Genomic DNA, 24,024 nt, shown 5'->3' with positions numbered 1-24,024 from the left:
GATCCATCCCGCCCGTCCAGGAATCCACCGTGCACCCCTTTGCTTCCCTCTTCACACCGGAGCCGTCGGGATATCGCCTTCCCCGCCATCAGGCGCATCTGGTCCGCCGCGCCCTGATTTCGGGAATCGTCCTCGTATCGTTCTTCGCGGTCTTCGACGCCCTGTACACCGGCTATCTGCTTCACGCGACCGCAGAAGCCCTATCCGCCCTCGCCTTATTGGCTATTGTCTTGCGTCACCGCAAGGGCATGGGTAGCGACCATGCCGCAGCCCTGGGAATCTTCGTCTCTGGATTCCTTGTTCTGTTGGTGGCCCTATCCGGAAAGGCCGAGGATGGGGTCCTCGTCTGGTTGGTGGGCTTCCCCACCTTACCCGTTCTTTTTTTGGGAAGACGTCTGGGTCTGCTGATCAACAGCCTGTTCACCACGATTTCCATCCTGGTCCTCAGCCTTCTTATCCAACACCAGGACGCAGGAGAAGGGTTCACCTGGGTGGCCGTCTTTAATACGGGCGGAGCCATGATTGCGGTCACGGTCGTGGTTTTCCTTTACGACACCATGCGCGGCTCGGCGGCCAGCCATCTGGCCCAGGAAGCCAAGACCGACCCTCTGACCGGCCTGCTCAACCGCCGAGGCCTGCTTGACACCTATCCCAGAGAACTCGCTGCGGCCCGACGCTTCGGACGACCCTTATCCCTCCTGGTCCTGGATCTGGATCATTTCAAACGAGTGAATGACACCTTCGGCCATGACGGTGGAGACCTGGCCCTCCAATTCGTTGTCAAAACAATGAAACGACTGATCCGCCAGGACGATTGGTCGGCGCGGGTGGGTGGCGAGGAATTCGCCGTCCTGCTGCCAAATACGGACATCACCGAAGGCCGCGGCGTGGGCGAGAAGATCCGAGCCGGGATTGAAGCCTCCCCCCTTGTGCTCGAGGGGGGACAACGGGTGCCCCTGACCGTCAGTATCGGTGTTGCCCAGGCCCAAACCGGTCCCGGGGGGGATGGAGACGACCTGGACACCCTATTCACCCGCGCCGACCGCCGCCTGTACAAAGCCAAAAGCGAAGGGCGAAACAAGGTGGTGTGGGACGATTAATCCCCCCCTTTTTGGGAAATCCGATAGCGACGGATGGACAACTGCTCCCGCCGCCCCTTGACGGAGATCTCCTCAATGGCCCCGAACCCCTCCGGGTGGCCGGCCCGGGCCAGGGTCCGCGTATCGGCCACCACTTCCCCCGCACGGGCCGCATCGCACAGGCGGGCGGCCACGTTCACACTGTCACCGATAACGGTGAAATCCTGGCGGTCCTCCGGCCCGATGGCCCCGGCAATGACGAACCCATCATGCAGCCCAATCCGCAGGGGACGGAGCATGTCAGCCTCCTCTTCCAATCGGGCGAGAATCTCCCGCGCCGCATCCACGGCCCGTGCGGCCCGGTCCGGTCCCTCGAAGATCCCCAAAACGGCATCGCCGATCATCTTGTCGACATCACCGCCATGGGCATGGATCAGGTCCACCTGAATGGTCACAAGCCGGTTGAGAAAGGCCACCACCTGATCCGGTGGGGTCGTCTCGGCCAACCCTGTGAAGTCTCGCACATCGGAATAAAACAAGGTGTAATCCATCAGGCGGGAGGAGCGCGTTTCCCCCCCATCCCCCGCCGCCGTCAAAGCCGCACGCACCGCTCCGGCGGAAACAAATCGCTCCAACCGACGGGTCACTCTCGCCAGGGCGTTGGTCCGTGCGTCAATCGCCTTCTGCGCCCGGCCCACCAAACGGGTGAGAACGAATAGCATGAGCAGCAGCACCGTGCCCAAGGTCACAACAGGCCAGACCGTATTCCGCCAAATGAGGGCATTCAGGTAGGACGCCGGTTCGTAGAACTCAAAGACCAACCCCGGGTGCGTCGTATCTCCAGAATGGCGCACGAACATTTCATAAAGGGCATTGTTCGCCGCTTCCTTCAGAACGATCTGAGGCGTCCCCTCGTTGATCACCGCCAGCAGGGGCGCGTCGTGCTCAATCCGTCCGATATCCTCCCGAGTGGTGCTATAAAGGATCCGACCCTGGGTATCGTAGATCTTCAGCTTTTCAATCCGTCCCCCGTTCAAGGCCGCATGGATCGCGCGGTCCAGGTCATCGAGATCACCCGCCTCTGGCGCCGCTTTCCACACGCTTTCCTCGGCCAAAATGGCCCAGGCCCGGGGGTGGTTGGCGCGCAGGGTTCGTTCCATGGCATCCGCTTGGCCCAGAGCCTGCTGGACGTAGACTTCTTCGACGATATGGCGGGTGACGTAAGATCCGGCCACGACCAGGGCGACAAGCAACCCCAGGAGAAAGGGCAGGATGGTCCGGTTAAACTTACGCTTCAACGGAAAGGGCGTCTCCAGATCCGTCGCCTCGTCCTTTTCCTTATTCCGCTTCACCGCATCCCCCAAAATTCAGCGATTCCATTCCGACGCCCTCTGTGGCCGCTGTCAAACAGGAATTCCTAATGTCCCCATTAGACGCGGTGAGAAGGAGACCGACAAGGGGTCAGTTCCCGATCAAAATGAACAAATCCGACCCTGCCCGCCTTTTAAGCGAACTAAGCCGTTGACGACAAATTGTTCACAGCCGTAGCGTTAGACGGTCCCTCAGGATCGTTTCGCCCAGGCTCGAGGACGGGCCAGGGTGAACCGGCCGATCCACAACCCCTTCCGGTTGGGTGGCGCCAGGGTCTGCAGCAGCGGGTCCCAGTCCACCACCAACCACGCGAGAGCGGAGTTTTTTCATGCCCTCATCCCCGTTCGACGAAATGACCCGCCCCGACGGGGGCATTCGCAGCCCCTACTCCATCTATAAAAAGTGGGTTTCCAAAGTCTCGCCGGAACTGTTATCCCACAAGAATACCCAGGCTGATCTTTTTTTCCGGCGCATTGGCATTACCTTCGCCGTTTACGGGGATACCCAGGGAGGCGAGCGGCTGATCCCCTTCGACGTGGTGCCTCGTATCATCGCGAAGGACGAATGGGACATTCTGTCCAAAGGCGTCTGCCAGCGGGTGGACGCCCTGAACAAGTTCATCCACGACATTTATCACAAGCAGGACATCGTCAAGGCAGGCAAGCTGCCCAAATCCCTTCTCAAGAACAACGATCAGTTTCGCCCCGAGATGGTGGGGTTCGAACCGCCCAAGGATATTTACGTCCAAATCGCCGGGGTCGACGTCGTGCGAACCAATGAGAGCGAATTCCACGTGCTGGAGGATAACCTACGGACTCCATCAGGCGTGTCCTACATGTTGGAAAACCGCGATGTCATGACCCGCCTGTTCCCCGAGCTGTTTGACCAACATGCCGTGGCACCGGTCAACCACTATGGCCAGGAGCTGTTGAAGACCCTGCAATACGCCGCACCAGACAATCTCGACGAGCCGACGGTCGTTCTGCTGACGCCAGGCCAGTTCAATAGCGCCTATTTCGAACATGCCTTCCTGGCCGACGAAATGGGCATCGAACTGGTGCAGGGACAGGACCTGTTCGTTGACGGGGGCTATGTCTATATGCGAACGATCGCCGGTCCGCGGCGGGTGGATGTGATCTACCGACGTATCGACGATGACTTCCTGGATCCCAAAGCCTTCCGCAAGGACAGCATGTTGGGCGTCCCCGGCCTGTTCGAGGCCTACAAAAAGGGACATGTAACGCTCTCAAACGCCGTTGGGACGGGCATCGCCGATGACAAGGCTATCTATGACTATGTCCCCCAGATGATCGAGTTCTACCTGGGGGAGAAGCCGATTCTGAAAAACGTCCATACCTATCACCTGGACGACGAGGAAGACCGCAAGTATGTCCTCGAACATCTTTCTGAACTGGTGGTGAAGGAGGTCCACGGATCCGGCGGCTATGGCATGCTGGTGGGACCCAAGGCCACCTCCCAGGAAATCGCCGACTACAAGGACCGGATCCTCACCAATCCTGCCAATTTCATCGCCCAACCAACCTTGGCCCTGTCCACCTGCCCAACCTACGTGAACCAGGGCATTGCCCCGCGTCACGTCGATCTGCGGCCCTTCGTGCTTTCGGGCAAAACAACGCAGGTGGTGCCAGGTGGTCTGACCCGCGTGGCCTTGAAAGAAGGATCGCTAGTGGTCAATTCCTCCCAAGGGGGCGGCACCAAGGACACCTGGGTATTGGAGCGCTAACCATGCTGAGTCGTACAGCCGACAATCTCTACTGGATGGCGCGCTACGTGGAGCGGGCCGAAAACATGGCCCGTATCCTCGACGTGTCCCACCGCATGCACCAGTTGCCCCGGAATGGGGATGAGTCAAGCGGGACCGAATGGGAACCCGCGCTGATCATCTCCGGCCAGAAACCATCCTACGAAAAACGCTATGACGAATTCGCTGCGGGCCATGTCATCGCTTTCATGGCCCTGGATCCGGACAATCCCTCAAGCATCTACTCCACCCTGCATGGCGCCCGGGAGAACGCCCGGGCCGAGCGATTCGTTTTGCCAACGGAAATGTTCGAAAGCATCAATGCCACTTGGCTGGAGATGCAATCTTTGACCTACGCCAAGCTGGTAGAATGGGGGTTTCGGGAATTTTTCGAATGGGTCAAGGAGCGATCCCACCAGTTCCGCGGCACGACTGTCGGCACCATGCTGCAAACCGATGCCTTCCATTTCACCCGCCTGGGAACCTTCATCGAGCGCGCCGACAATACCGCGCGCCTGCTTGACGTGAAGTATCACGTTCTGGCACCCGACGAGGACCGCCTGGACGAAGCCGTGGACTACTACCAATGGGGCGCGGTCCTACGGGCCATGTCCGCCTTTAAGGCCTATCGCATGATCTATCGGGATGGGATCAAACCCCGCCAGGTCATCGAATTATTGACTTTACGGAAGGAATTTCCCCGCTCCCTGCACCACTGCTTCCACGAGGTCTTGGAGCTGTTGGAGATCCTCGCGCCCGATACGGAGGGGACCCGGCTTACGGGCGAAATGTATTCCCGCCTCCGTTATGGCAAAGTCCAGGACATCACCCGCCGGGGCCTGCACCGGTTCCTCACCGATTTCATCAATCGAAACGTCTTGGTCAGCAACGAAATCGCCAAGACCTTCTATCTTGCCTCGGAATCCCAAGGCCAGAGTCAAAGCCAAGGCCGAAAATAGCGCGCCTTGCAGTTCGAGCACAAAGCGAAGCACCCGAAAAATCGTGGTTGATTTTTCGGGTGCTTCTCCCTGAACCGCCTTCAAAACAAAAAAGGGAAGAAACGCCGTGACCTACTGTCTAGGCATGTTGTTGCGCGATGGCTTGGTAATGGTCGCCGACACGCGAACAAACGCGGGAGTGGACCATGTAGCCTCCTTCCGCAAGCTCCGAGTCTGGGAAGAACCTGGGGAACGGGTGCTCATCTTGCTCTCAGCGGGCAATCTGGCGATCACCCAGGCGGTTGTAAATGAGCTGGAAGACACTGTTCGCTGGAATGACGGAGACGAACGGACCCACCCCGACGCGGGTCCCATCATGCAAGTTCCCGGCATGACCGCAGCCGCCAAGGTCGTGGGGGAAGCGATTCGCGCGATCCATGATCGCGACGCCGAGGCCCTGCGCGAACAGGGCAATGACTTCGCCTGTTCCTTTCTTCTGGCCGGGCAGGTGAGGGGCGGGCCCATGCGCCTGTTCCAAATTTATGCCGCAGGCAATTATATCGAGGCGACGGAGGACACCTCTTTCTTTCAGATCGGCGAGACGAAATACGGGCGTCCGATCCTGGACCGGGTGGTGGATTTCGAAACCCCCCTGGTAGACGCGGCAAAATGCGCCCTGGTATCCTTCGACTCCACCATGCGCTCCAACCTGTCCGTCGGTCCGCCCATCGACCTCTGCATCTATCGGCGAGACAGCTTGGCAAGCCCGGTCAAGCGCCGCCTTCGCGCCGATGATCCCTATTTGGTTGAACTGCGTAAACACTGGGGCGATGGCATGCGCCAATTGTTCCATGACTTGGCCCCGCCCCCCTTTGTTGAGGGCTTGCTCGATCTGGAAAATAGCGCTGGAAAATAGGGGTTTCTGACGGCCTTCTGGGCAGGTGGATGCCGCGACCATCAAGCGCGGCGCCCCATTGCCCCATCACCCCCGGTCCGAAGTGGCCGCAATCACCCGATTGCGGCCCCCCTCTTTGGCCACATAAAGCGCTTCGTCCGAGGACTGGAGCAGGGCATCAATGCTGTCTCCATGGTCACGGTAGGAGGAAACCCCCATGCTGACCGTGAACTGTAAGGTTCCGCCAGGGTGGGGGACAAGAATGGCGGCCAAACTTTCTCGCAGACGATTGGCCAAGCCCATGGCCGCATCAATGGCCGTATGGGGCAACAAAATGGCGAATTCCTCGCCTCCCATGCGCCCCAGAACATCCGTTTCCCGCAGGGTCCCTTGTATCGTGGACACAAACAGCTTCAAGGCCTCGTCCCCTGTGGCATGGCCATAGGTGTCGTTGACCCTCTTAAAGTAATCAATATCGGCCAAGATGACCGTCAGCGGCTCCTGGTAGCGCGCCGCCCGGATGAGGTTGATCCGGGCCGCCTCCATAAAGGCCCGACGATTGAACGCCCCTGTCAGAGGGTCTGTGGTCGCGAGCCGCCGCAGTTCCTCCTCCATGCGCTTCTGCTCGGAAATATCGGTGATCACACCGACAATCCCGGCGGCATCCCCATTGGCCTTGTTGTAAACCGCCTTGTTGTAAATCATCGTCCGCCGATCCCCATTGGGCAGGGTGAACACCCGTTCATAGCGGGCTGTTCCCCCTTTTGCGATCAGTTCCGAATCAATCTCGGCCGTGCGGCGGGTAAAAGAGGCGTCGGCCAGTTCCTGGAGGTTACTGCCAATCAATTCCGTATCGGATGTCTTGCCATAAAGCCCGGCAAAAGCCCCATTGCACCCCTGAACCCGCCCTTCCAGATCCTTATAAAAGATAGGGCTGGGCATGGTGGTTAGAAGGGTCTGTAAGAATCGGCGCTGTTCTTCGGCCTCGGCCAAGGCCGCCTCGGACCGTTGTCGCTCCACATCCAGATCTTCCGCTACGGCAACGAGTTCGGCAGTTTGGTTTTCCAACTCCGCGCGATTGAACTCCATCTCCCGTTCCCGAACAACTTGTTCGGTCACATCCAGGAAAGCCAGTTGAATGGCCTTCTCTTCGTTCCATTCGACCGTCCGGGCGTTCATATCCAACCAGACCGTGAATCGATCCTCCCGCAAGACTTCCATCCGCAAGGCCGTCCGCTTAATCTCTCCCGACAGCAACTGAGTATGAATTTCGCTCAAGGCCCGGGCTTCCTCCTCGGGCAGGAAATCGGCCAGTGTAGCCCGCTCCATCAGAGCCTCCGCGTCCGACAAGCCCAGCATGGTCGCCATGGCTTCGTTCGCATGAAGTGGCCGCAGGTCGGCCCCTAAAATCAGCAATCCGTTGATCGACCCTTGGAACAGATCGCGAAACTTGGCCTCTTTCCGCTCGTTTTCCCGACTGATCGCCATGAGGTTTCGCAATAAGATAACGACAAATCCCCCGGCAAGGATGAAGGCAGGCATCACCCAAAGAGTGGTTTCCGTCGCCTTTCGCCCGCTGGACACCGCCTGACTCATGGCATCCCGGGCATCGGAGGCACCACGGCGCCACCGGTCGGTCAGACGGTTCAGGGCGGCCAAAGCCGGCCCATCATTGATCTTGTAGCGCCCCCCCAGCTCCGCCACCGACAGGCCCTCGGCCCGTTTCTCCCGCAAGTCTTCCATGTTCGCCCGATAGGTCACCAGGGCGTCCTCGATAATCTCGATATCCCGCAGTTCCAGGGCCGATGCCGTTTCCCGATACTGCTCCAGCAGGACAACCGCCCCATCCAGCTTGGCCGCTGCCCGAACGGCCTGTTCCTCGTCCCCAAAGAGCAAATAGTCGTAGAAATCGTGGATGAAGCCACCGTACCCCAACAGCTCACGCAGTGTACCCAGGTCCAGAAGCCTTTGTTGCGCCTTGCGCTCGAAATCAATCCATGTGGAGGCCGTGGTCGCCAGGATGCTGTTCGAACGAAGAGACAACCCCACTACCGTAACGATACCCACAATAATAAATGCGATCGAAATCAATCCGATCACGCGCGTGGACAACCAACTTTTCACCAAGTTCGCGGCGGCTGTCACCCGATTCCCCTAGAACTAAATCCCAGATAGAGTATGTGCTTCTAGCACAGGGCTGACGAAGCGTCATCCAACCCTTTCACAATTCGTCCCTGTGAAAACAGACGGATCGCCGCGTCGACAACGGATTCGACCTCCAAGTTTCGAAGATCTTTTTCCCACAATACATCAGTGACCCGCCCCCGCGGGGCACAAAGCGCAGGAATGGAGACTTCTGAATAGAGGCCCAGACTGGGTGCGCCCGCTGCAGCCACCAAATGCAGAGGACCGGTATCTCCTCCCACGGCCAGGCTCGCCCGGGTGGCCAGCGAGGCAATCTGGTGGATGGACGTCCGGTTGATCAGGGACAGGGCTTCCGGACAAGCGCGGCCTATTGTTTCCGCCTCCTTCTGCTCGGCATTCGTTCCGACGATCACGGGGATCAAGCCTTCCCGGACCAGGGCTTGGGCCAGGGCAGCAAAGCGGTCCCCAGGCCACCGCTTCATCGCACGGTGAGGCGAGCCACCAGGGATGAGCAAAGCGAAGGGGCCATCAGGCAAAAGCCCCGTCAAATCAGCTTTGGCCCAGGATAGGTCCGGAAGCGGAACGGGATGTTTCAGGGGCAGTCCGGCCATGGCCAACTGGTCCGCCTGTCGCTCCAGGGTGTGCATTTCATTCCTGTTTGGATTGGCATGGGGCAAGGCACATCCCCGCACATTCCCCGACCAGGGTGGTGCCCCCCCTGTCCATTTCAGAAGCCGGAAATACCAGCCCGTCCGATCGGCTGTCTGCAGATCGTAAATGAGCTGGGGATCCCCCTGCCGCAGCATCTGGACCGTCTTCCTCATGCCCTTGGGTGTAAACAGCCGCCACCTGGGGTCAATTCGCACCGCGTCGAAATAGGGGCAATCTTCCATCAATCCGCAGAAGGGCGCGGTCGTCAGCAAGGTAATATGAGCCTTGGGGTGTGCCTGCCGAATGGCCGCGCAGGCCGACATGGACAGCACCAGATCACCCAAGGCGGACAATTTGATCACAAGAATCCGGTCGGCGGGCAGAGGCGCCGATGGAATGGCTGCAACGGGAAGCGGAAGGGAAAAGGTTACCAAAGGGCCAACCCGGGCTCAGTCATAAGAAAGGACAGTATCCAGGGGAGGGGCCCCCTGAAGCAGCTCCTTGTACACATGGAGCGTGCGCTCGGCCATACTCTCCTTGGAAAAGAGATCCCGAACATGACCGACGGCCTCTTCGGCCACCGCCTGACGGCTTTCCGCGTTCATGCAGAGGGCTTGGCGCAAAGCGGAGGCGAGAGCCTCCGGGTCATCGGGCGGGACCAGCCACCCCGTGGCCCCTGCCTTGATGATTTCCGGCGCGGCACCGTGGTTGGGGGCAATCACCGGACGACCCATGGCCTGCCCCTCGGCGACCACGCGGCCAAAGGCCTCCGGATCGGTGGAAGCCGAAACCACCACATCGGTCACCATGTAAGCGGCCGGCATGTCCGTACAGTCCCCCACCAGATGGACCTGGGACTCAACACCCAGCTTCCGGGCCAGGGCGCGTAATTCTTCCGCATAGCTCGACCGCCCCTGGTCGTGCCCCACCAGCAGACAGCGGACATCCTTCCGCTCCAGCTTCGCCAGAGCCTCAATCAGGACGGCCTGCCCTTTCCACCGTGTCAACCGCCCAGGCAGCATGATCACCGGCGCGTCATCGGGCAGGCGCCACTGGTTGACCAGCTTGATCATGCGTTCGGCGCTCACACGATCAGGGTTGAAGGAATTCACATCGATTCCCCTGTGGACCACTCGAACGGTACTGCCATCCAGGTCGTAGGTCTCCTTGATATGGCGGGCAATGAAACGGGAGATGGCAATCACCCGATCCCCCTGTGTCATCACGCGGTTGTAGATTTTTTTCAGGCCAAAGGGACCCAGGTTGTAGGTCCCATGGAAGGTCGTGACAAAAGGGACCCCCATGCGCCGGGCGGCCATATGGGCACTCCAGGCGGGCGCTCGACTGCGGGCATGCACCAGGGAAACTCCCTTGTCGGCGATAACCTTGGCGAGACGATCGGCGTTGCGCCGGATGACCAAGGGGTTTTTTGACGCCAGGGGCAGGGTGACGTGTTCGGCTCCGACCCGATCCAACTCGCGCACCAAGCGCCCCCCAGCTGAGGCGACAACGGCCTTCCAGCCATGGTCGACCAGGGCTTGGGCGATATCCACAGTCCCACGTTCGACTCCACCGGTTGCCAACTCTGGCAAGACCTGCAGAACCGTTGGGATACTCCGCCCCTGCGGAGCCAGTTGGTCATGGCCCGCGACACTGTTACCTTGTTGATCCACGGTCAAATCCGCAATGTGAAAGGGAAGCCCCATGCCCAGTACTCCGGCAGGAGCGCCGTCTAGCATACTCCAGGTCTCGAACGGCGCAACTCTCGCCTACCATCGCCTGTCAGGAACCGGCCCCGGAATCGTTTTTATCCACGGCTTCATGTCGGATATGGATGGAAGCAAGGCCCTGTGGCTCGAGGGTTGGTGCCGGGCACGAGGCCGGGCCTTCCTGCGATTCGACCAGACCGGACACGGCCAGTCTTCCGGTCGATTCGAGGAGGGCGGTATCGCCCAATGGGCCGAAGACGTTATCGCCGCCCTCGATTCCCTCACCGAGGGGCCGCAGATCCTGGTGGGCTCCTCCATGGGTGGTTGGCTGATGCTGCTGGCGGCCCTGGCCCGACCCGACCGGATCGTCGGGCTCGTCGGAATCGCCGCAGCGCCCGATTTCACCGAGGATTTGATGTGGGAGTCCGCTTCGGAGGACTGGCAGGCCACCCTGATGACCGAGGGCCGGGTCGAAGAACCCAGTGAATACGGACCCGAGCCCTATGTGATCACCAAAACCCTGATTGAGGAGGGGAGGAGCAAACTCGTTCTCCGCTCTCCCTTGCCGATCACCTGTCCGGTCCGCCTGATCCAGGGTCTCCAGGATACCGCCGTTCCCTGGCGCACAGCCCTGCGATTGCAGGAACACCTGCTCTCCACCGATGTCGCTGTGACCCTGGTCAAGGATGGCGACCACCGCCTGTCCCGCACCACCGACCTGGATCGACTGGGCCGGGTGTTGGGGGGGCTGATCGAAGATCTCGCCCGACCGGAGGAGGAGAGCGCATAGCGCCGTCTCCCACCCGAGTCGGACGGCTTCGGAGATCAGATTTGGGCTTCGGGCAAGTGAACGACCAGCCCGTCCAAATCGGCGGATATGGTGATCTGACACGAGAGACGACTGGTTTCCCGAGCTTCGCTGGCGGCGAATTCCAGCATGTCCAGTTCATCCTCCGGGGCGAGCCCCACCCGGTCGGCCCAGGCCGTGTCCACATACACGTGGCAGGTGGCGCACATCTTTGCGCCACCGCACTCCGCCGCGATTCCCGGAACATTCGCCTGCCGGGCCACCCGCATGACGGTATCCCCATTGGTCGCCGTCACGGTCGTCTCCGCCCCATCGGCGGCGATGAAGGTAATCTTGGTCATTTCGAGTCCACATCTTTGTATCTTGGTCTCATTAGAGTATTCCGAGATCAAGATGAATCGCTTTGCGACCAAACTTGATCTCGAAGATACTCTAAAATCTATATAATTAGAGTGAAACTGGGCCGGACAGGGTCCGCGCGTCAGCCATTCAACCGAACGGGCAGATTCAACGGTCCCCGGAAGCCAAAGCCCTTCCAGACCACCTTGGCGGAATCGACCAATTCCATGTTGGGAAAGCGCTCGAAAATGGTGGGCAAGGCGATCCGGCCAATGGTTTGCCGGGCCAAATGGGTCCCCAGGCAATGGTGTGGACCACTGCCAAAGCTTTGATGCGGTGCCTTTTTCCGGAAGACATCGAAGCGCTCGGGGTGCTCGAACAGCTCTTCGTCGTGGTTTGCGGACGCCTGGACTGTCATGACCACGTCGCCTGCCTGAACGGTCACCCCCCGGATGTCCACATCCTCCAGCGCCCGCCGGGTGCTGAGCTGAATGGGCGCGACCCAGCGCACGCCTTCCTCGAAGGCCAGATTCCAGTCACCTGATTCCTTTAAGGCCGCCAGTTGATCCGGGTTGGTCAGCAGCCCAAAGAGGATGGTCAACAGGGCGTCCCTGGGTTCGTTGATCCCCCCACCGATGGCAATCTTGATATTCGAAACGATCTGGCTCATGGGGATGGGGTTGTCTGCGTTGACCATCACCGAAAGGGCCGTCTGGTCCGGCTCGGCCTTGACCTCGGGTACCCGGGCTGCCAACAAGGCGTTCATTTCCTTATTGCACTTGGCCACCCGCTCGAAGGGTTCGTCGGCGTAACCAAAATTTCCCGCCCCATCGATCAAAGCCTGGGACCACCGCTGCATCTCCTCGTCCGAGGCCCCAGGAATACCGAGAATATGCGCCAGGACCCGGGCGGCCAGTGGACCGGCCAAAGCGGGGAACAAATCCACAACCTCGTCCCGGGGCAGACGGTCCAGATAGTCGTTCAGAACCTTTTCGTAGGTGGGGACCCAGAGGGTCTTCAAATTCTTGGGCGAGAAGGTCGGCGCCATGGCCATGCGCTCGGCCATATGGGCCTCGCCGTCCTTGCGCATCAGGGTATGGGCTTCAAAGGCCCGTGCCATGGGAGTATTGGGGTCGTTGGAGCTGAAGCGGGCCGGGTCATCCTTCACCGCCCGGGTGTCTTCGGCCTTGGTCAACAGGGTGCGCCCCACGGATTTAACCCGCAAAACAGGCGCTTCTGCCCGAAGACGCCGGTAAATGGAATACGGATCCCATGTCAGCGCATCAATGGTGATCTGGTCGTCACTGGGTGCCAGTGGCATGACGTGAAGCCTCCCTTGCTTTTTTCTGTCCACTTCCGTGGTCCCCTTTTTTGGGGATTGTTTTTCCCGGCTTCCCTGTTCGAGCCGAGGCCGACGGTGATAAGTCCCAACTGTCAACCTGACAATTGGATGGTGTTGATCATGGTCATCAAAAATTCTTATGATTAAACATCTGAAACGCGCCAAAGAGGTCCCCTGCCATGTTGCGAGATTCTTTTCTGGGCGTGGATTTCGCAGCCCTGCGCACGCTGAGACTGGTCTATGAAAACCGGTCCTTCACGACTACGGCCTCGGTACTGGAAGTGAACCAATCCGCGGTCAGTTACACGGTCGAAAAGCTCCGACGGGCCTTCAACGACCAGCTGTTTTACCGACAAGGTGGCCGGGTCATGCCGACCGACCGCTGCGCCATCCTGGTGGAGGGCATCGCCCGCATCCTCGACGATTTCGAGGCCCTGGCCGAACCCATGACCTTCGACCCCTCCACCGCGCAACAGAGCATCACCATCGCCTGCAACTATTATGAACGGCAGATCATCATTCCCGACGTGATCCGCCGGGTGCGGGAGACCGCTCCGGGCCTGCGGATCCGGACGGTCAATTCCACCACCAGCGGCGACATCAAGCTCAAGAAGGCCGAGGCCGACCTGCTAATCGGCCCCATCCGCCCCAGCGAAGAGGGCTTCTACTGCCGGGCCCTGCTGGACGAGCATTATGTCTGCGTGATGGACTCCGCCAGCCCCCTGGCCCGGGTGCCCCTGACCGTGGAGGCCTATATCACCGCCCCCCATGCCCTGATCAATTACGGGGGTGGATGGCGATCAAACTACCTGCAAGAGCTTGACCGGGCGGGGTTGTCCCTGAACGAAGCCCTGTCCGTTCCAAGCCCGGCAGGCATCGAGGACATGATCCTGGGTACGGATCTGATCGCCACCATCCCAAGCCGCATCGCCTCACGCTATGACACACGTCTGCACCGGAGCGCCTGCCCCTTTCCGGCAAGCTTCCAGATCGATCTGGTCTGGACGACCCGCACCCACCATTCCCCCATGCACCTTTGGCTCAGAGAGCTGGTTTCCGACAGCGTCAATCGCCGTGTCGCCGAAGACTCCATGCGCACATAATCAAATTTCCTGATCATACCCATCGAATTCATCAAATTGCGTGGTGCGGTTGGTTTGAATAGCACTAATCCCTGGGGACTCAACGAAGTCCCAGTACGCGCAAGCGTGCAAAGAAACACATACGCGAAGGCGTGCAAAAGAAACACACAGGGAGGTTTCCATGTTGAGGACAGTCCGGCAGGCGGCCCTGATCGGCGCCGCGGCCTTGGGTATGGTAGTCGCGGTCCAAGCGACCACGGCCCAGGCGGCCGAAGTCACCTTACGATTCGGGTCCATCTGGCCCGAGGTCGCCAGCGTCCACAAAAATCTGATTGAGGCCTGGGCGAACGCCGTCGAAGCCGACTCCAAGGGTCGCATCAAGGTAGAGCTCTACCCCTCAGCCACCCTGGCCAAGCCCGCCTCGCAATATGAAGCGGTGAGCAACCGGATCATGGATGTGACCGCTACGGTCCTGGGATATACGGCCAACCGGTTCCCCTTGACCCAGGTTGTCGAAGTGCCCGGCGTTTCCAAGAACGCCGTCAATGGCTCCTGTGTGGTCCAGACCCTCTATGACGAGGGACTCTTGAGCAGTGAATTCGAGGATACCCACCCGCTGTTCTTCTTCACCCATGGACCGGGCCTGCTGCACATGCGCGACAAAGTGGTGGAGGAACCCGCAGACCTGGAGGGTCTGCGCATCCGTCGGCCCAGCACGGTGGTTGCCCAACTGCTGGAACGCTATGGCGCCCAGCCCATCGGCCTGCCCGCGCCTGAGGCCTACCCCTCGCTGCAGCGGGGTGTCATCGACGGTGTGGCCTTCCCTTGGCAGGGAGCCATGGCCTTCCGGTTGAACGAATTGGCCAACACCCATACGGAGGTGGGCGGTCTCTACACCATCGTTTTCCTGGTGACCATGAACAAGGCCGCTTATGACGATCTGCCCGACGACCTGAAGGCCGTAATCAACAAAAACTCCGGCGCAGCCTGGGCCACTGTGGCCGGACAGGTCTTCGACGCCGACGATGTGAAAGGCCGCGCCCAGGCGGTCGAAGCCGGACACACCATCTACGTGGTCGACGGGGGCATCGAGAATCCCGCGTGGAAACCGGCCCTGACCGAAGCCGCTGCGGCCTATGTCCAGGAAGTGGAAGACAAGGGGTTACCTGGACAGAAGGTCCATGAACGCGCCCTGGAGTTGGCAAAAACCTGCCCGACTGAGTGACACCGGTCGACCGTCCTAACCGGCGCCCGGGGACAGCCCCTCCGGACGCCGGTTTTTCGCATATAAATGGGGTAAAACAAGACCTTAAAGCATCCCTCCTGATTTGTGACAGGGTCCGCGACAGGAGATGTTTTCCCGTCACGGGGCTTTGCCCCGTCCCCCACTGGGGCCGGAAGGCCCCAGACCCCAAGCCAAAAAAATACAGGAGACGGCTGTGTCTCCTGGTGTCATAAATCAGATGAGTTTCACTCTAGAATACACCAACGATTTTTCTACGGAATAACTTCCAAATTGTCAGCAAGGCTAATCCAGTAGAAAACTCGCTTCGAATCAGAGAGGCCGCCTGCATTTCTCCAAACCTCTTTAATCTTCCAACATTTCTATCCCAATCAGAAGGACCATAGAAAGACAGCCATTTATTCGCCTTAAATCCCAGAAAATAGTTTTTTGATAGCTTTCTTTGGCATACTTTTTCGTAATACCTCAACGGCTTTGAAGAGTGAGATTCAATTGATTTAGCAATTTGTTCGCCTAACAACTCTCCCAGTTCCATGCAAATCCGAATTCCTTCGCCGACTGTTGGAGTGGCAAAATTTGCGGAATCTCCGACTCGAATCACATTCCCGAAAACGAGCTTTCGATCATAGGGCACCGACGGAAGTATTCCCGCATTCACCGTCAACGGTGCTCCATCAATCTTAATTCCAAATTTTTCAAGTGCGGAAGACTTCAAGAAATTATCTAACAGCTTTTTAGGAGAATCTTGTGTATCCGGGTGTATCGTCCCAATCCCGACCCGGACTTTCCCATCTGGTGTTGGGAAGATCCAGCCATATCCGGATAAGGCACTATTACCGACGAATAAAATAGCCCTATGAGGATCATTTTCCATAATTGGATACTCATATTCTATTCCAACACCATATCGTGAAGGTCTTTTTACAAAAGAAAATGCATTCAAAACAGCACAATTCATACCGGAAGCATCGACTATATATCTTGATCTTATTTCTGTAATATTTGTTGTTCTTGAACGTATTGTTGAGACGTATTGATTGCTAGTCAATTTTTCAGCCGAAATAAATTTGCTGTCCAAGAGTAGTTTTCTATTCTTATTTTCTGATTTTTCAGCAATCCACCTGTAAAGTCCTGTCACATCAAGCACGACAAGTTTTTGACTGTTCATCGAAAAATGAGCAGATTCGTTGTCTGAAAAAATATCTAAAGAACTGATTTCTTGGTAAAATTGTTTAGGAATTCCCAAACGTTCGACATCTGAAAGCCAGCTTCCCCCACTGGTCCGAACAGGTTTTCCTATTTCTTTATCTTGATGGACTATTATCGTAGAAATATCATCGGGAAGTGTTGCTGCGACAGACAACCCTGCTGGCCCAGCTCCGACGATGAGAACATCACAGGTCATTGAAGTTTTCGGCATCGTCTTAATAGATACTTTCATTGATACGTCCGTTAATGACAAAAAATACTTTTTCTCCATACAGCACTATTCCACTGTACAGTCCCCGCCCAGTTTATAAGCCGGAGGACCGGAAGCAACCTCTCCCCGCTCTTCCCGCAAAATCGCTTCAAGACCCTGCCGGTAGGTGGGGTAGAGCAAGCGCAGACGGAGATCGTCCCACAAACGCTCGTTGTTCACCTTTCGGTTATCTGCCCAGAAGGTCCGCGCCATTGGCGACATGGTCTCCACCGCCTCCTCGAAGGGAACTTCTGGCGGAGGCTCCATACCCAACAATTCCGCAGCAACCGCCGTAACTTCAGCGGGTTCAGCCGGTTCGTCATCGCAGACATTATAGATCGCCCCGGGATCCGGATCAGCCATGGAGGCCCGGGTGACCAGCCCAATGTCGTCCACATGGATGCGCGAAAACTGTTGGCCCGGTTTCACCACACGCTTAGCCGTCCCGGCCCTTAATTGGTCGAAAGCGGATCGCCCCGGACCATAGATGCCCGCCAAACGGAGAATATGAACCGGCAGATCCGCTTCCCGCCACAGGGCAAGCCAATCCTCCTCCACCTTTGCCCGGCGCTTGGACCGCTCCTGGGTTGGGTGGACCGGTTTGCCCTCATCGATCCACTGCCCACCGGTATCCCCATAAACCCCCGTGGTGGAGTAATACCCCACCCATTCCGGGTTCAAATCGACCAGATCCTGGGCATGGTGCCTCAGAACCGGATCCTCCCCTGTCTCAAGCGGTGGCGTGGAGATCAGAACATGGGTGACCCCCGCGAAGGCCGACTTCGGCAAAGCAGCCTCGCCGGAGTAGGGGAGGGCGGTCAGACCCATGGCCTCCAACTTGGCCACTTTATCGGCACTCCTTGCCGTTCCGGTTACGGTCCAACCCTCAGCCAACAGGCCTTGGCAAAGGCGCTTGGCCGTATAGCCCACCCCAAAGCACAACAAATGTCCCCTGAACAAAACCATATGTGTCACCCCTCTTACTGGGTGTCGCCCGCTCGCCCGGTCCTCCCCCCGGAGTCCGAACCCCCTTGCGCGGGACCACCCAAGGGACGAATTTAAGGTCCGCCGCCCGCTAGAACAAGCCGCTCAAGGAATTCCACCCATGCGTCTCCCCGCTTTGGCACCCGCTCTGGTTCTCGCCGCGAGCCTCATACCCACAACAATTGTAGCAGCTCTTTCCTCACCCGCCATGGCCCAAGACCAGAATGACCAAGCGCGCTACGCCACTTGCATGACTTTGGCGCGGGAGCGCCCGGACAAGGCCTTCGACCAAGCCGGAAAATGGGTGGGGATGGGAGGCGGCGCCCCGGCCCGCCATTGCGAGGCGGTCGCCCTGATGGGTCTGGGAGAATACGCCGAAGCGGCCCATCGGCTCGAAAAATTGGCCGAGGATCCCACCGGAGATCGAGCCCTGCGGGTGAACCTGCTTGCCCAGGCCGCCCAGGGCTGGCTTTCTGCCGGTGACCTGTCCCGGGCGAACGCCGACCAGACCACGGCCATCCAGCTGGCCGCCTCCTCCCCCGGTCAAGGGGTGGCGCCAGTGCCCCGCCTGTTGCCCGACCTCTATGTGGACCGCGCCGTAACCCTGGCGCAGGCGGGCAAGGACGACGAGGCCCTCCGCGACCTGACCCAAGCCCTGATCCTGGCCCCGGGCAAGGCGGAAGCCTACGTCTTGCGGTCTGCGGCCCGGCGGCGCCTGGGCAACCTGCCTGGCGCCCTGACCGACGTGGAACAGGCGATCTCCCTGGCGGCCTCCAATCCGGAGGCCTATTTGGAGCGGGGGGATGTGTACTTGGCCTTGAAACGGGTGGACGAGGCCCGCGCCGACTGGATGAAAGTCCTGGACCTGGATCCCCGAGACCCCGCTGCCGACGTGGCCCGCGCCCGAATCGAAGCCCTGGATGTCCATGTGAAGTAGGGGGATACAAAGCCTCGACCCCATCCCCCCTTTCCCCCGCGCGCGCCACGATGTAGGGTCGCGACCCTTTCCCCACCACGGACGTTGCGAATGCCCATGCTCTCCATTTCCTCCCGTATTGCCCAAGACCTTTCTGTCCGCGAGGCTCAGGTTATCGCCACCATCGAACTTCTCGACGGTGGATCGACGGTGCCCTTCATTGCCCGCTACCGGAAGGAAGCCACCGGAGGGCTGGACGACACGCAACTCCGCACCCTGGATGAACGCCTGCGCTATCTGCGGGAACTGGAAGACCGCCGCGCCACGGTCCTCAAATCCATCGAAGAGCAGGGCAAGCTGACCGACGCCCTGAAGGTGGAGGTCCTGGAGGCCGATACCAAGACCCGTCTGGAAGATATCTACCTGCCCTATAAGCCCAAACGCCGGACCAAAGCGCAAATTGCCCGGGAAAACGGCCTGGAACCCCTCGCCGACGCCCTCTTCAACGACCCCTCCCTCGTCCCCGAGGACACCGCTGCGGCCTATGTTTCGGAAGCGGTTGCCGACGTTGCGGCCGCCCTGGAAGGGGCCAAGCAGATCCTCATGGAACGGTTCGCCGAAACCGCCGCCCTGGTCGGTGACCTGCGCGAAACCTATTGGAGCGAAGGACTGATGACCGCCAAGGTGGTGGAAGGCGAGGAGGAAAAGGGCGCAAAGTTCTCGGACTATTTCGACCACCGGGAGCCCATCGCCAAGATCCCCAGCCACCGGGCGCTGGCCATGTTCCGGGGCCGGGAAGAGGGCGTGCTACGCTTGGCCCTTGTCCATCCGAACGATCCGGAGAACCCCCGCGACCCCAGCCCCGCCGAACGGCGTATCGCATTCCATTTCGGCATTGAAAATAAGGGGCGCCAGGGGGACAAATGGCTGTCCGATGTCGCCCGTTGGACCTGGCGGGTCAAGCTGGGACTCCATATCGAAATGGATCTCATGAGCCGCTTACGCACCGAAGCGGAGGATGAAGCCATCCGGGTCTTCGCCGCCAACCTGAATGACCTGTTGATGGCCGCCCCCGCAGGCGCCCGCCCGACTCTGGCCCTGGATCCCGGCTACCGCACGGGGGTCAAGGTGGCCGTCGTCGACGCAACGGGCAAGCTGGTCGATACGGGCACCATCTTCCCCCACGAGCCGCGCCGCCAATGGGACGACAGCTTGAACACCCTGGAAGGGCTCTGCCGCAAGCATGGCGTCGAATTGATCTCCATCGGCAATGGAACCGCCTCCCGCGAGACCGACCAACTGGCCGGTGACCTGATCAAGCGCGCCAAGGACCTCAAACTGACCAAGGTGACGGTGTCCGAGGCCGGAGCGAGCGTTTATTCCGCTTCCGAATTCGCCGCCAAGGAATTCCCGGACCTGGATGTTTCCATCCGCGGCGCGGTCTCCATCGGACGGCGTCTCCAGGACCCCATGGCCGAACTGGTCAAGATCGACCCCAAGTCCATCGGTGTCGGCCAATACCAGCATGACGTCAGCCCGGTGAAACTGGACCGGGCCCTGGATGGCGTGGTGGAAGACGCGGTGAACGCCGTCGGCGTCGACCTCAACATGGCCTCAGCCCCGTTGCTGGCGCGGGTTTCCGGCCTCAGCGAGACCCAGGCCCGGAATATCGTCGCCCACCGGGACGCCAATGGCGCCTTCACCCGCCGCAAGGACCTTCTGAAGGTGGGCGGTCTGGGGCCGAAGACCTTCGAGCAGGCGGCTGGCTTCCTGCGCATCCAGGATGGCACCGAGCCCCTGGATGCCTCGTCCGTCCACCCCGAGGCCTATCCCGTCGTCCAGCGCATCCTGAAAGCGGCGAAAACCGATATTCGGGAGATGATTGGCAATGTCACCCTGATCCGTGGCCTGAGGGCCTCGGACTTCACCGATGACACCTTCGGTCTGCCCACCATCCAGGACATTCTGAAGGAACTGGAAAAGCCGGGTCGCGACCCCCGCCCGGAATTCAAGACGGCCACCTTTAAGGAGGGCGTGGAAAAGATCTCGCACCTGCGCCCAGGTATGATTCTCGAAGGAACCGTGACCAACGTGGCCAATTTCGGAGCTTTCGTGGATATCGGCGTCCACCAGGACGGTCTGGTCCACGTCTCGGCGCTGGCCGACCGCTTCGTCAAGGACCCACGCGAAGTCGTCAAGACCGGCGACGTGGTGACGGTCAAGGTTCTGGAAGTGGACCTGAAACGCAACCGCATCGCCCTGACCCGACGCATGTCTGACACGCCGGAAAGCATGGCCGACCGCCAGTCCGCAAGACCCTCCTCGGGACCAAGGCAGGCTTTTTCCGGATCCGGATCAAAGGACGGGAAGGGGGGTAGACCCTCGGCTCCCCGTGACAGATCCCAGAGCGGATCTCGGGGGGGATCCCTGGGCGGCAACCAGGACGGCGGCGCCCTCGCCGCTGCCTTCGCCAAGGCCGGAATAAAGTCCAAGGGACGGTAGGCCCGCCCCAAAGCCGCCATCAAAACCCGACATGATCGTCTACTGGCAAGAAAAACCCCTCTTGCGTACCATGCGCCTAGAGCGGAATGAGGAAAAGTGTGTGCGGTTTTCCGTCTCATTCCGCTCTAAACATATGATTTAGATCACGTTTATGACATCTGGTCGGACAGACCTGATGTCATAAACGTGATCTAGGGGGATTCCCTTGCCAAGTCGTCCGTGCGACTCTGCCCTTTCGCCAAACCCTTGTCGGAACCCAAGGAGGTCCCGTCCATGTCCCGTTTTATTCGCGCCTTGGCCCTGGGGGCGCCCCTTGCCCTTTCCCTCGCCGATCCGGCCCTGGCCCAGAACAATGGACCTGTCCTTCTGGTGCCCAATTCCCCAAGTCAACCGCCACCAGCGACCGGTCCCGCCTACGGTCAGGAGTTTTCCACACCCCAGGCGACCACGCCCCAAAGACCCACACCCCAGGGTGCGTCGCCGTCCAACGCGCTCCCGCCACTCCTGGAATCCCAGGAAATCCATACCTCTCCCAATGGTTCGAGCCAACCCGGAAGGACCGCGCCCGCCACGGCGCCCATGGCGGCACCCGTAACGGCGCCCTCTCAAACACCCACCCCGGCCACCCGGTCCGACCAACCGACCTCCCAAACCCAAGCTCTCTCCCAAATGGAGATGAAAAACACCTCGGCCACCGATGCCCGCTCACTCATCGCCGAGGCCGAAGCCACAGTGGTCCGCTTGACCAACAACAGTGGCTTCAAAAAGGAATTGCGCCAATTGATCGACCGGGCCAGGGCCATCATGGTCGTCCCCAGCTTCTACAAGGCCGGGTTCATCGTCGGAGCGGCCTATGGCAACGGTCTGCTGATGACCCGGGGCTCGGACGGCACCTTCTCCGACCCGGCGTTCTATAGCTTGACGGCAGGATCCGTTGGCTTCCAGATCGGTGTTCAGGAGAATGAAGTGGTCATGGCCATCATGACCGATGCGGGCCTCAAGGCGGTGATGGAAGACCAGTTCAAGGGGGGCGCCAATGTGAGCGTCACCTTCCTCGTGGCCGGGGGCGGGGCGGAAGCCTCCACCACCACCGACGTGGGCGAGGATATCTACGCCTTTTCCCATTCCATTGGGCTGTTTAGCGGTGCGGGCCTGGAAGGAACGGCCATCCAACCCAAAACCAACTGGAACGACGCCATCTATGGGGTTGGCGCCACACCCAACGCCATCCTCATCAACCGCGTCCTGACCACCCCCCTGGCCGAAGGGCTGAAACGCAGCCTGGTCGAACGGTGAGGAAAGGGCAGGGGAGAGCACCCGCAGCCCTGATGCTCCAGGGAACGGGCTCGGACGTGGGCAAATCCCTGCTGGTGGCCGGCTTGGCCCGTGCCCTGACCCGGCGGGGGTTCCGCGTTCGCCCCTTCAAGCCCCAGAACATGAGCAACAACGCTGCCGTCACCCCCGACGGAGGCGAGATCGGCCGCGCCCAGGCCCTCCAGGCCCGAGCCTGTGGCGTCGCGCCCTCGGTCCACATGAACCCGGTGCTTCTGAAACCCCAGTCGGAGGTGGGGTCCCAGGTGGTGGTCCAAGGCAAGGTGCTGGGCAACGCCGATGCCCGCTCCTACCGCTCGCTCAAGCCCCAATTGCTGCCCCGGGTCCTGGAGAGTTTTCGGCAGCTGACAACCGAGGCGGATATCGTCCTGGTGGAGGGCGCCGGATCCCCTGCGGAGGTCAACCTGCGCGCGGGCGACATCGCCAACATGGGGTTCGCCGCGGCCGCAGACCTGCCCGTGGTCCTGGTGGGCGACATCGACCGGGGTGGGGTGATCGCCTCCCTCGTCGGGACCCATGCCCTGCTGCCCGAAGGGGAACGAACCCGCATCCGTGGCGTTCTCATCAATAAATTCCGGGGCGACCCCAGCCTGTTCGATCCGGCTTTGGATTTAATCCACAACCGGACCGATTGGCCTTCCTTCGGTGTGATCCCCTGGTTTCCCGGCGCCCGCGCCCTCCCCGCAGAGGATGCCGTAGCCCTGGACAGAGCCACCCCTTCGAACGGCGGAGGAGACCCCATCCGTATCGCCGTGCCCCGTTTGTCGCGCATCGCCAATTTCGACGATTTCGATCCCCTCCTGGCCGAACCGGATGTGGAGCTCACCTTCGTCCAGGCGGGCTCCCCCCTTCCCGGAAATGCCGATTTGGTGATCCTGCCCGGATCCAAAGCCACCTTGGCCGATCTGGCCTTTTTCCGTGCCCAGGGTTGGGATATCGACCTGCGCGCTCACTGGCGGCGGGGGGGGAGAATCCTCGGAATCTGCGCGGGTTACCAGCTTTTGGGCAGAGACGTCGCCGACCCCCAGGGGATCGAGGGTCCGCCGGACAAGGCTCCCGCCCTCGACTTCCTGGACGTCCACACCGTCATGGGTGGAGACAAGGCCTTGACGGAGGTAGAGACGACCGACGGCCTGTGGGGCAAACGGGTTCGGGGCTACGAAATGCACATGGGCCGGACGGAGGGGCCGGACCGGACCCGTTGTTGGCTCCTGCCCGACAGTGCCCGCTCTCCCGATGGTCGGGTGATGGGGGTCTATGTCCATGGCCTTTTCTCCGAGGATGATTTTCGAAGCGCCTTCCTGGCGGCTCTCCGTCCCGGACGAGTGGGCGGCTTGGCCTATGAAACCGGGGTGGACACCACCCTGGACGACTTGGCGGACCATCTGGAAAGCCATGTGAATATGGAAGGTCTGCTGACCCTGGCGCGGGGATAAGGGGGATCCTATGTGACGGGTAAGGTTTTCC

Annotated in this window: 19 protein-coding genes; 11 read left to right on the top strand and 8 right to left on the bottom strand. The window is 60.0% G+C overall.

Annotated features, from left to right (window positions below):
- Positions 1-29 precede the first annotated feature (29 nt).
- Positions 30-1,100, top strand: a complete 1,071-nt coding sequence (locus ACLIRY_RS07030) for a GGDEF domain-containing protein (RefSeq protein WP_413204647.1) — start codon at positions 30-32, stop codon at positions 1,098-1,100.
- On the opposite strand, the gene ACLIRY_RS07025 is transcribed toward ACLIRY_RS07030, so the two are convergent.
- Entirely contained in the window at positions 1,097-2,431 is a 1,335-nt protein-coding gene (locus tag ACLIRY_RS07025; RefSeq protein WP_413204646.1) for an adenylate/guanylate cyclase domain-containing protein, read from the bottom strand. The two genes, ACLIRY_RS07030 and ACLIRY_RS07025, sit on opposite strands and share 4 nt — an antisense overlap.
- A 347-nt stretch (positions 2,432-2,778) precedes the next feature.
- Between ACLIRY_RS07025 and ACLIRY_RS07020 the strand changes: the two genes are divergently transcribed.
- The 3 genes from ACLIRY_RS07020 to ACLIRY_RS07010 all read left to right on the top strand — a co-directional run bounded on the left by ACLIRY_RS07020 (position 2,779) and on the right by ACLIRY_RS07010 (position 6,066).
- On the top strand, positions 2,779-4,194 hold the full coding sequence (locus ACLIRY_RS07020) for a circularly permuted type 2 ATP-grasp protein (protein ID WP_413204645.1): 1,416 nt from the start codon (positions 2,779-2,781) through the stop codon (positions 4,192-4,194).
- A 2-nt stretch (positions 4,195-4,196) separates the two neighbouring features.
- Positions 4,197-5,171, top strand: coding sequence for an alpha-E domain-containing protein (locus ACLIRY_RS07015; protein ID WP_413204644.1), 975 nt, complete (start codon positions 4,197-4,199; stop codon positions 5,169-5,171).
- A 106-nt stretch (positions 5,172-5,277) separates the two neighbouring features.
- Positions 5,278-6,066: a peptidase gene (locus ACLIRY_RS07010; RefSeq protein ID WP_413204643.1), complete on the top strand. Its 789-nt coding sequence runs from the start codon at positions 5,278-5,280 to the stop codon at positions 6,064-6,066.
- A 66-nt stretch (positions 6,067-6,132) separates the two neighbouring features.
- On the opposite strand, the gene ACLIRY_RS07005 is transcribed toward ACLIRY_RS07010, so the two are convergent.
- The 3 genes from ACLIRY_RS07005 to ACLIRY_RS06995 all read right to left on the bottom strand — a co-directional run bounded on the left by ACLIRY_RS07005 (position 6,133) and on the right by ACLIRY_RS06995 (position 10,547).
- Complete coding sequence (locus ACLIRY_RS07005) at positions 6,133-8,088, bottom strand: diguanylate cyclase (protein ID WP_413204642.1); 1,956 nt, start codon at positions 8,086-8,088, stop codon at positions 6,133-6,135.
- A 143-nt stretch (positions 8,089-8,231) separates the two neighbouring features.
- The gene (locus tag ACLIRY_RS07000; protein WP_413204641.1) at positions 8,232-9,203 is read right to left on the bottom strand and encodes a glycosyltransferase family 9 protein; all 972 of its coding nucleotides are present in this window, start codon (positions 9,201-9,203) and stop codon (positions 8,232-8,234) included.
- Positions 9,204-9,290: 87 nt separating this feature from the next.
- Positions 9,291-10,547, bottom strand: a complete 1,257-nt coding sequence (locus ACLIRY_RS06995; protein WP_413204640.1) for a glycosyltransferase family 4 protein — start codon at positions 10,545-10,547, stop codon at positions 9,291-9,293.
- On the opposite strand from ACLIRY_RS06995, the gene ACLIRY_RS06990 reads away from it, so the two are divergent.
- Positions 10,546-11,340, top strand: a complete 795-nt coding sequence (locus ACLIRY_RS06990; RefSeq protein ID WP_413204639.1) for an alpha/beta fold hydrolase — start codon at positions 10,546-10,548, stop codon at positions 11,338-11,340. The genes ACLIRY_RS06995 and ACLIRY_RS06990 overlap by 2 nt on opposite strands.
- Before the next feature lie 35 nt (positions 11,341-11,375).
- Here ACLIRY_RS06990 and ACLIRY_RS06985 read toward each other — a convergent pair whose 3' ends face one another.
- Positions 11,376-11,699, bottom strand: coding sequence for a 2Fe-2S iron-sulfur cluster-binding protein (locus tag ACLIRY_RS06985; protein ID WP_413204638.1), 324 nt, complete (start codon positions 11,697-11,699; stop codon positions 11,376-11,378).
- Between the two features lie 140 nt (positions 11,700-11,839).
- Complete coding sequence (locus tag ACLIRY_RS06980; RefSeq protein ID WP_413204637.1) at positions 11,840-13,018, bottom strand: cytochrome P450; 1,179 nt, start codon at positions 13,016-13,018, stop codon at positions 11,840-11,842.
- Positions 13,019-13,218: 200 nt separating this feature from the next.
- Between ACLIRY_RS06980 and ACLIRY_RS06975 the strand changes: the two genes are divergently transcribed.
- Both ACLIRY_RS06975 and ACLIRY_RS06970 read left to right on the top strand, forming a co-directional pair.
- Positions 13,219-14,142, top strand: coding sequence for a LysR family transcriptional regulator (locus tag ACLIRY_RS06975; RefSeq protein WP_413204636.1), 924 nt, complete (start codon positions 13,219-13,221; stop codon positions 14,140-14,142).
- Positions 14,143-14,302: 160 nt separating this feature from the next.
- Positions 14,303-15,346: a TRAP transporter substrate-binding protein gene (locus ACLIRY_RS06970; RefSeq protein ID WP_413204635.1), complete on the top strand. Its 1,044-nt coding sequence runs from the start codon at positions 14,303-14,305 to the stop codon at positions 15,344-15,346.
- A 250-nt stretch (positions 15,347-15,596) separates the two neighbouring features.
- Here the strand turns inward: ACLIRY_RS06970 and ACLIRY_RS06965 are convergent, their stop codons facing one another.
- Both ACLIRY_RS06965 and ACLIRY_RS06960 read right to left on the bottom strand, forming a co-directional pair.
- On the bottom strand, positions 15,597-16,805 hold the full coding sequence (locus tag ACLIRY_RS06965; protein ID WP_413204634.1) for an FAD-dependent monooxygenase: 1,209 nt from the start codon (positions 16,803-16,805) through the stop codon (positions 15,597-15,599).
- A 45-nt stretch (positions 16,806-16,850) separates the two neighbouring features.
- Positions 16,851-17,789, bottom strand: a complete 939-nt coding sequence (locus tag ACLIRY_RS06960; protein ID WP_413204633.1) for an SDR family oxidoreductase — start codon at positions 17,787-17,789, stop codon at positions 16,851-16,853.
- 139 nt (positions 17,790-17,928) lie between these two features.
- Between ACLIRY_RS06960 and ACLIRY_RS06955 the strand changes: the two genes are divergently transcribed.
- The 4 genes from ACLIRY_RS06955 (at position 17,929) to ACLIRY_RS06940 (ending at position 23,993) form a co-directional block, all read left to right on the top strand.
- Complete coding sequence (locus ACLIRY_RS06955; protein WP_413204632.1) at positions 17,929-18,744, top strand: tetratricopeptide repeat protein; 816 nt, start codon at positions 17,929-17,931, stop codon at positions 18,742-18,744.
- Positions 18,745-18,840: 96 nt separating this feature from the next.
- Positions 18,841-21,225 carry a Tex family protein gene (locus ACLIRY_RS06950; RefSeq protein ID WP_413204786.1) on the top strand — a complete coding sequence of 795 codons (2,385 nt, stop codon included), beginning with the start codon at positions 18,841-18,843 and terminating at the stop codon, positions 21,223-21,225.
- A gap of 273 nt (positions 21,226-21,498) precedes the next feature.
- Positions 21,499-22,521: a YSC84-related protein gene (locus ACLIRY_RS06945; protein WP_413204631.1), complete on the top strand. Its 1,023-nt coding sequence runs from the start codon at positions 21,499-21,501 to the stop codon at positions 22,519-22,521.
- A 32-nt stretch (positions 22,522-22,553) separates the two neighbouring features.
- Positions 22,554-23,993 carry a cobyric acid synthase gene (locus ACLIRY_RS06940; protein ID WP_413204630.1) on the top strand — a complete coding sequence of 480 codons (1,440 nt, stop codon included), beginning with the start codon at positions 22,554-22,556 and terminating at the stop codon, positions 23,991-23,993.
- Positions 23,994-24,024: the final 31 nt, after the last annotated feature.

The sequence above is a fragment of the Rhodospirillum sp. A1_3_36 genome (assembly GCF_047263945.1).
Classification (GTDB): domain Bacteria; phylum Pseudomonadota; class Alphaproteobacteria; order Rhodospirillales; family Rhodospirillaceae; genus Rhodospirillum.
The sequence above is the reverse complement of the archived record's forward strand: the minus strand, read 5'-3'. Positions and strand labels throughout refer to the sequence as shown.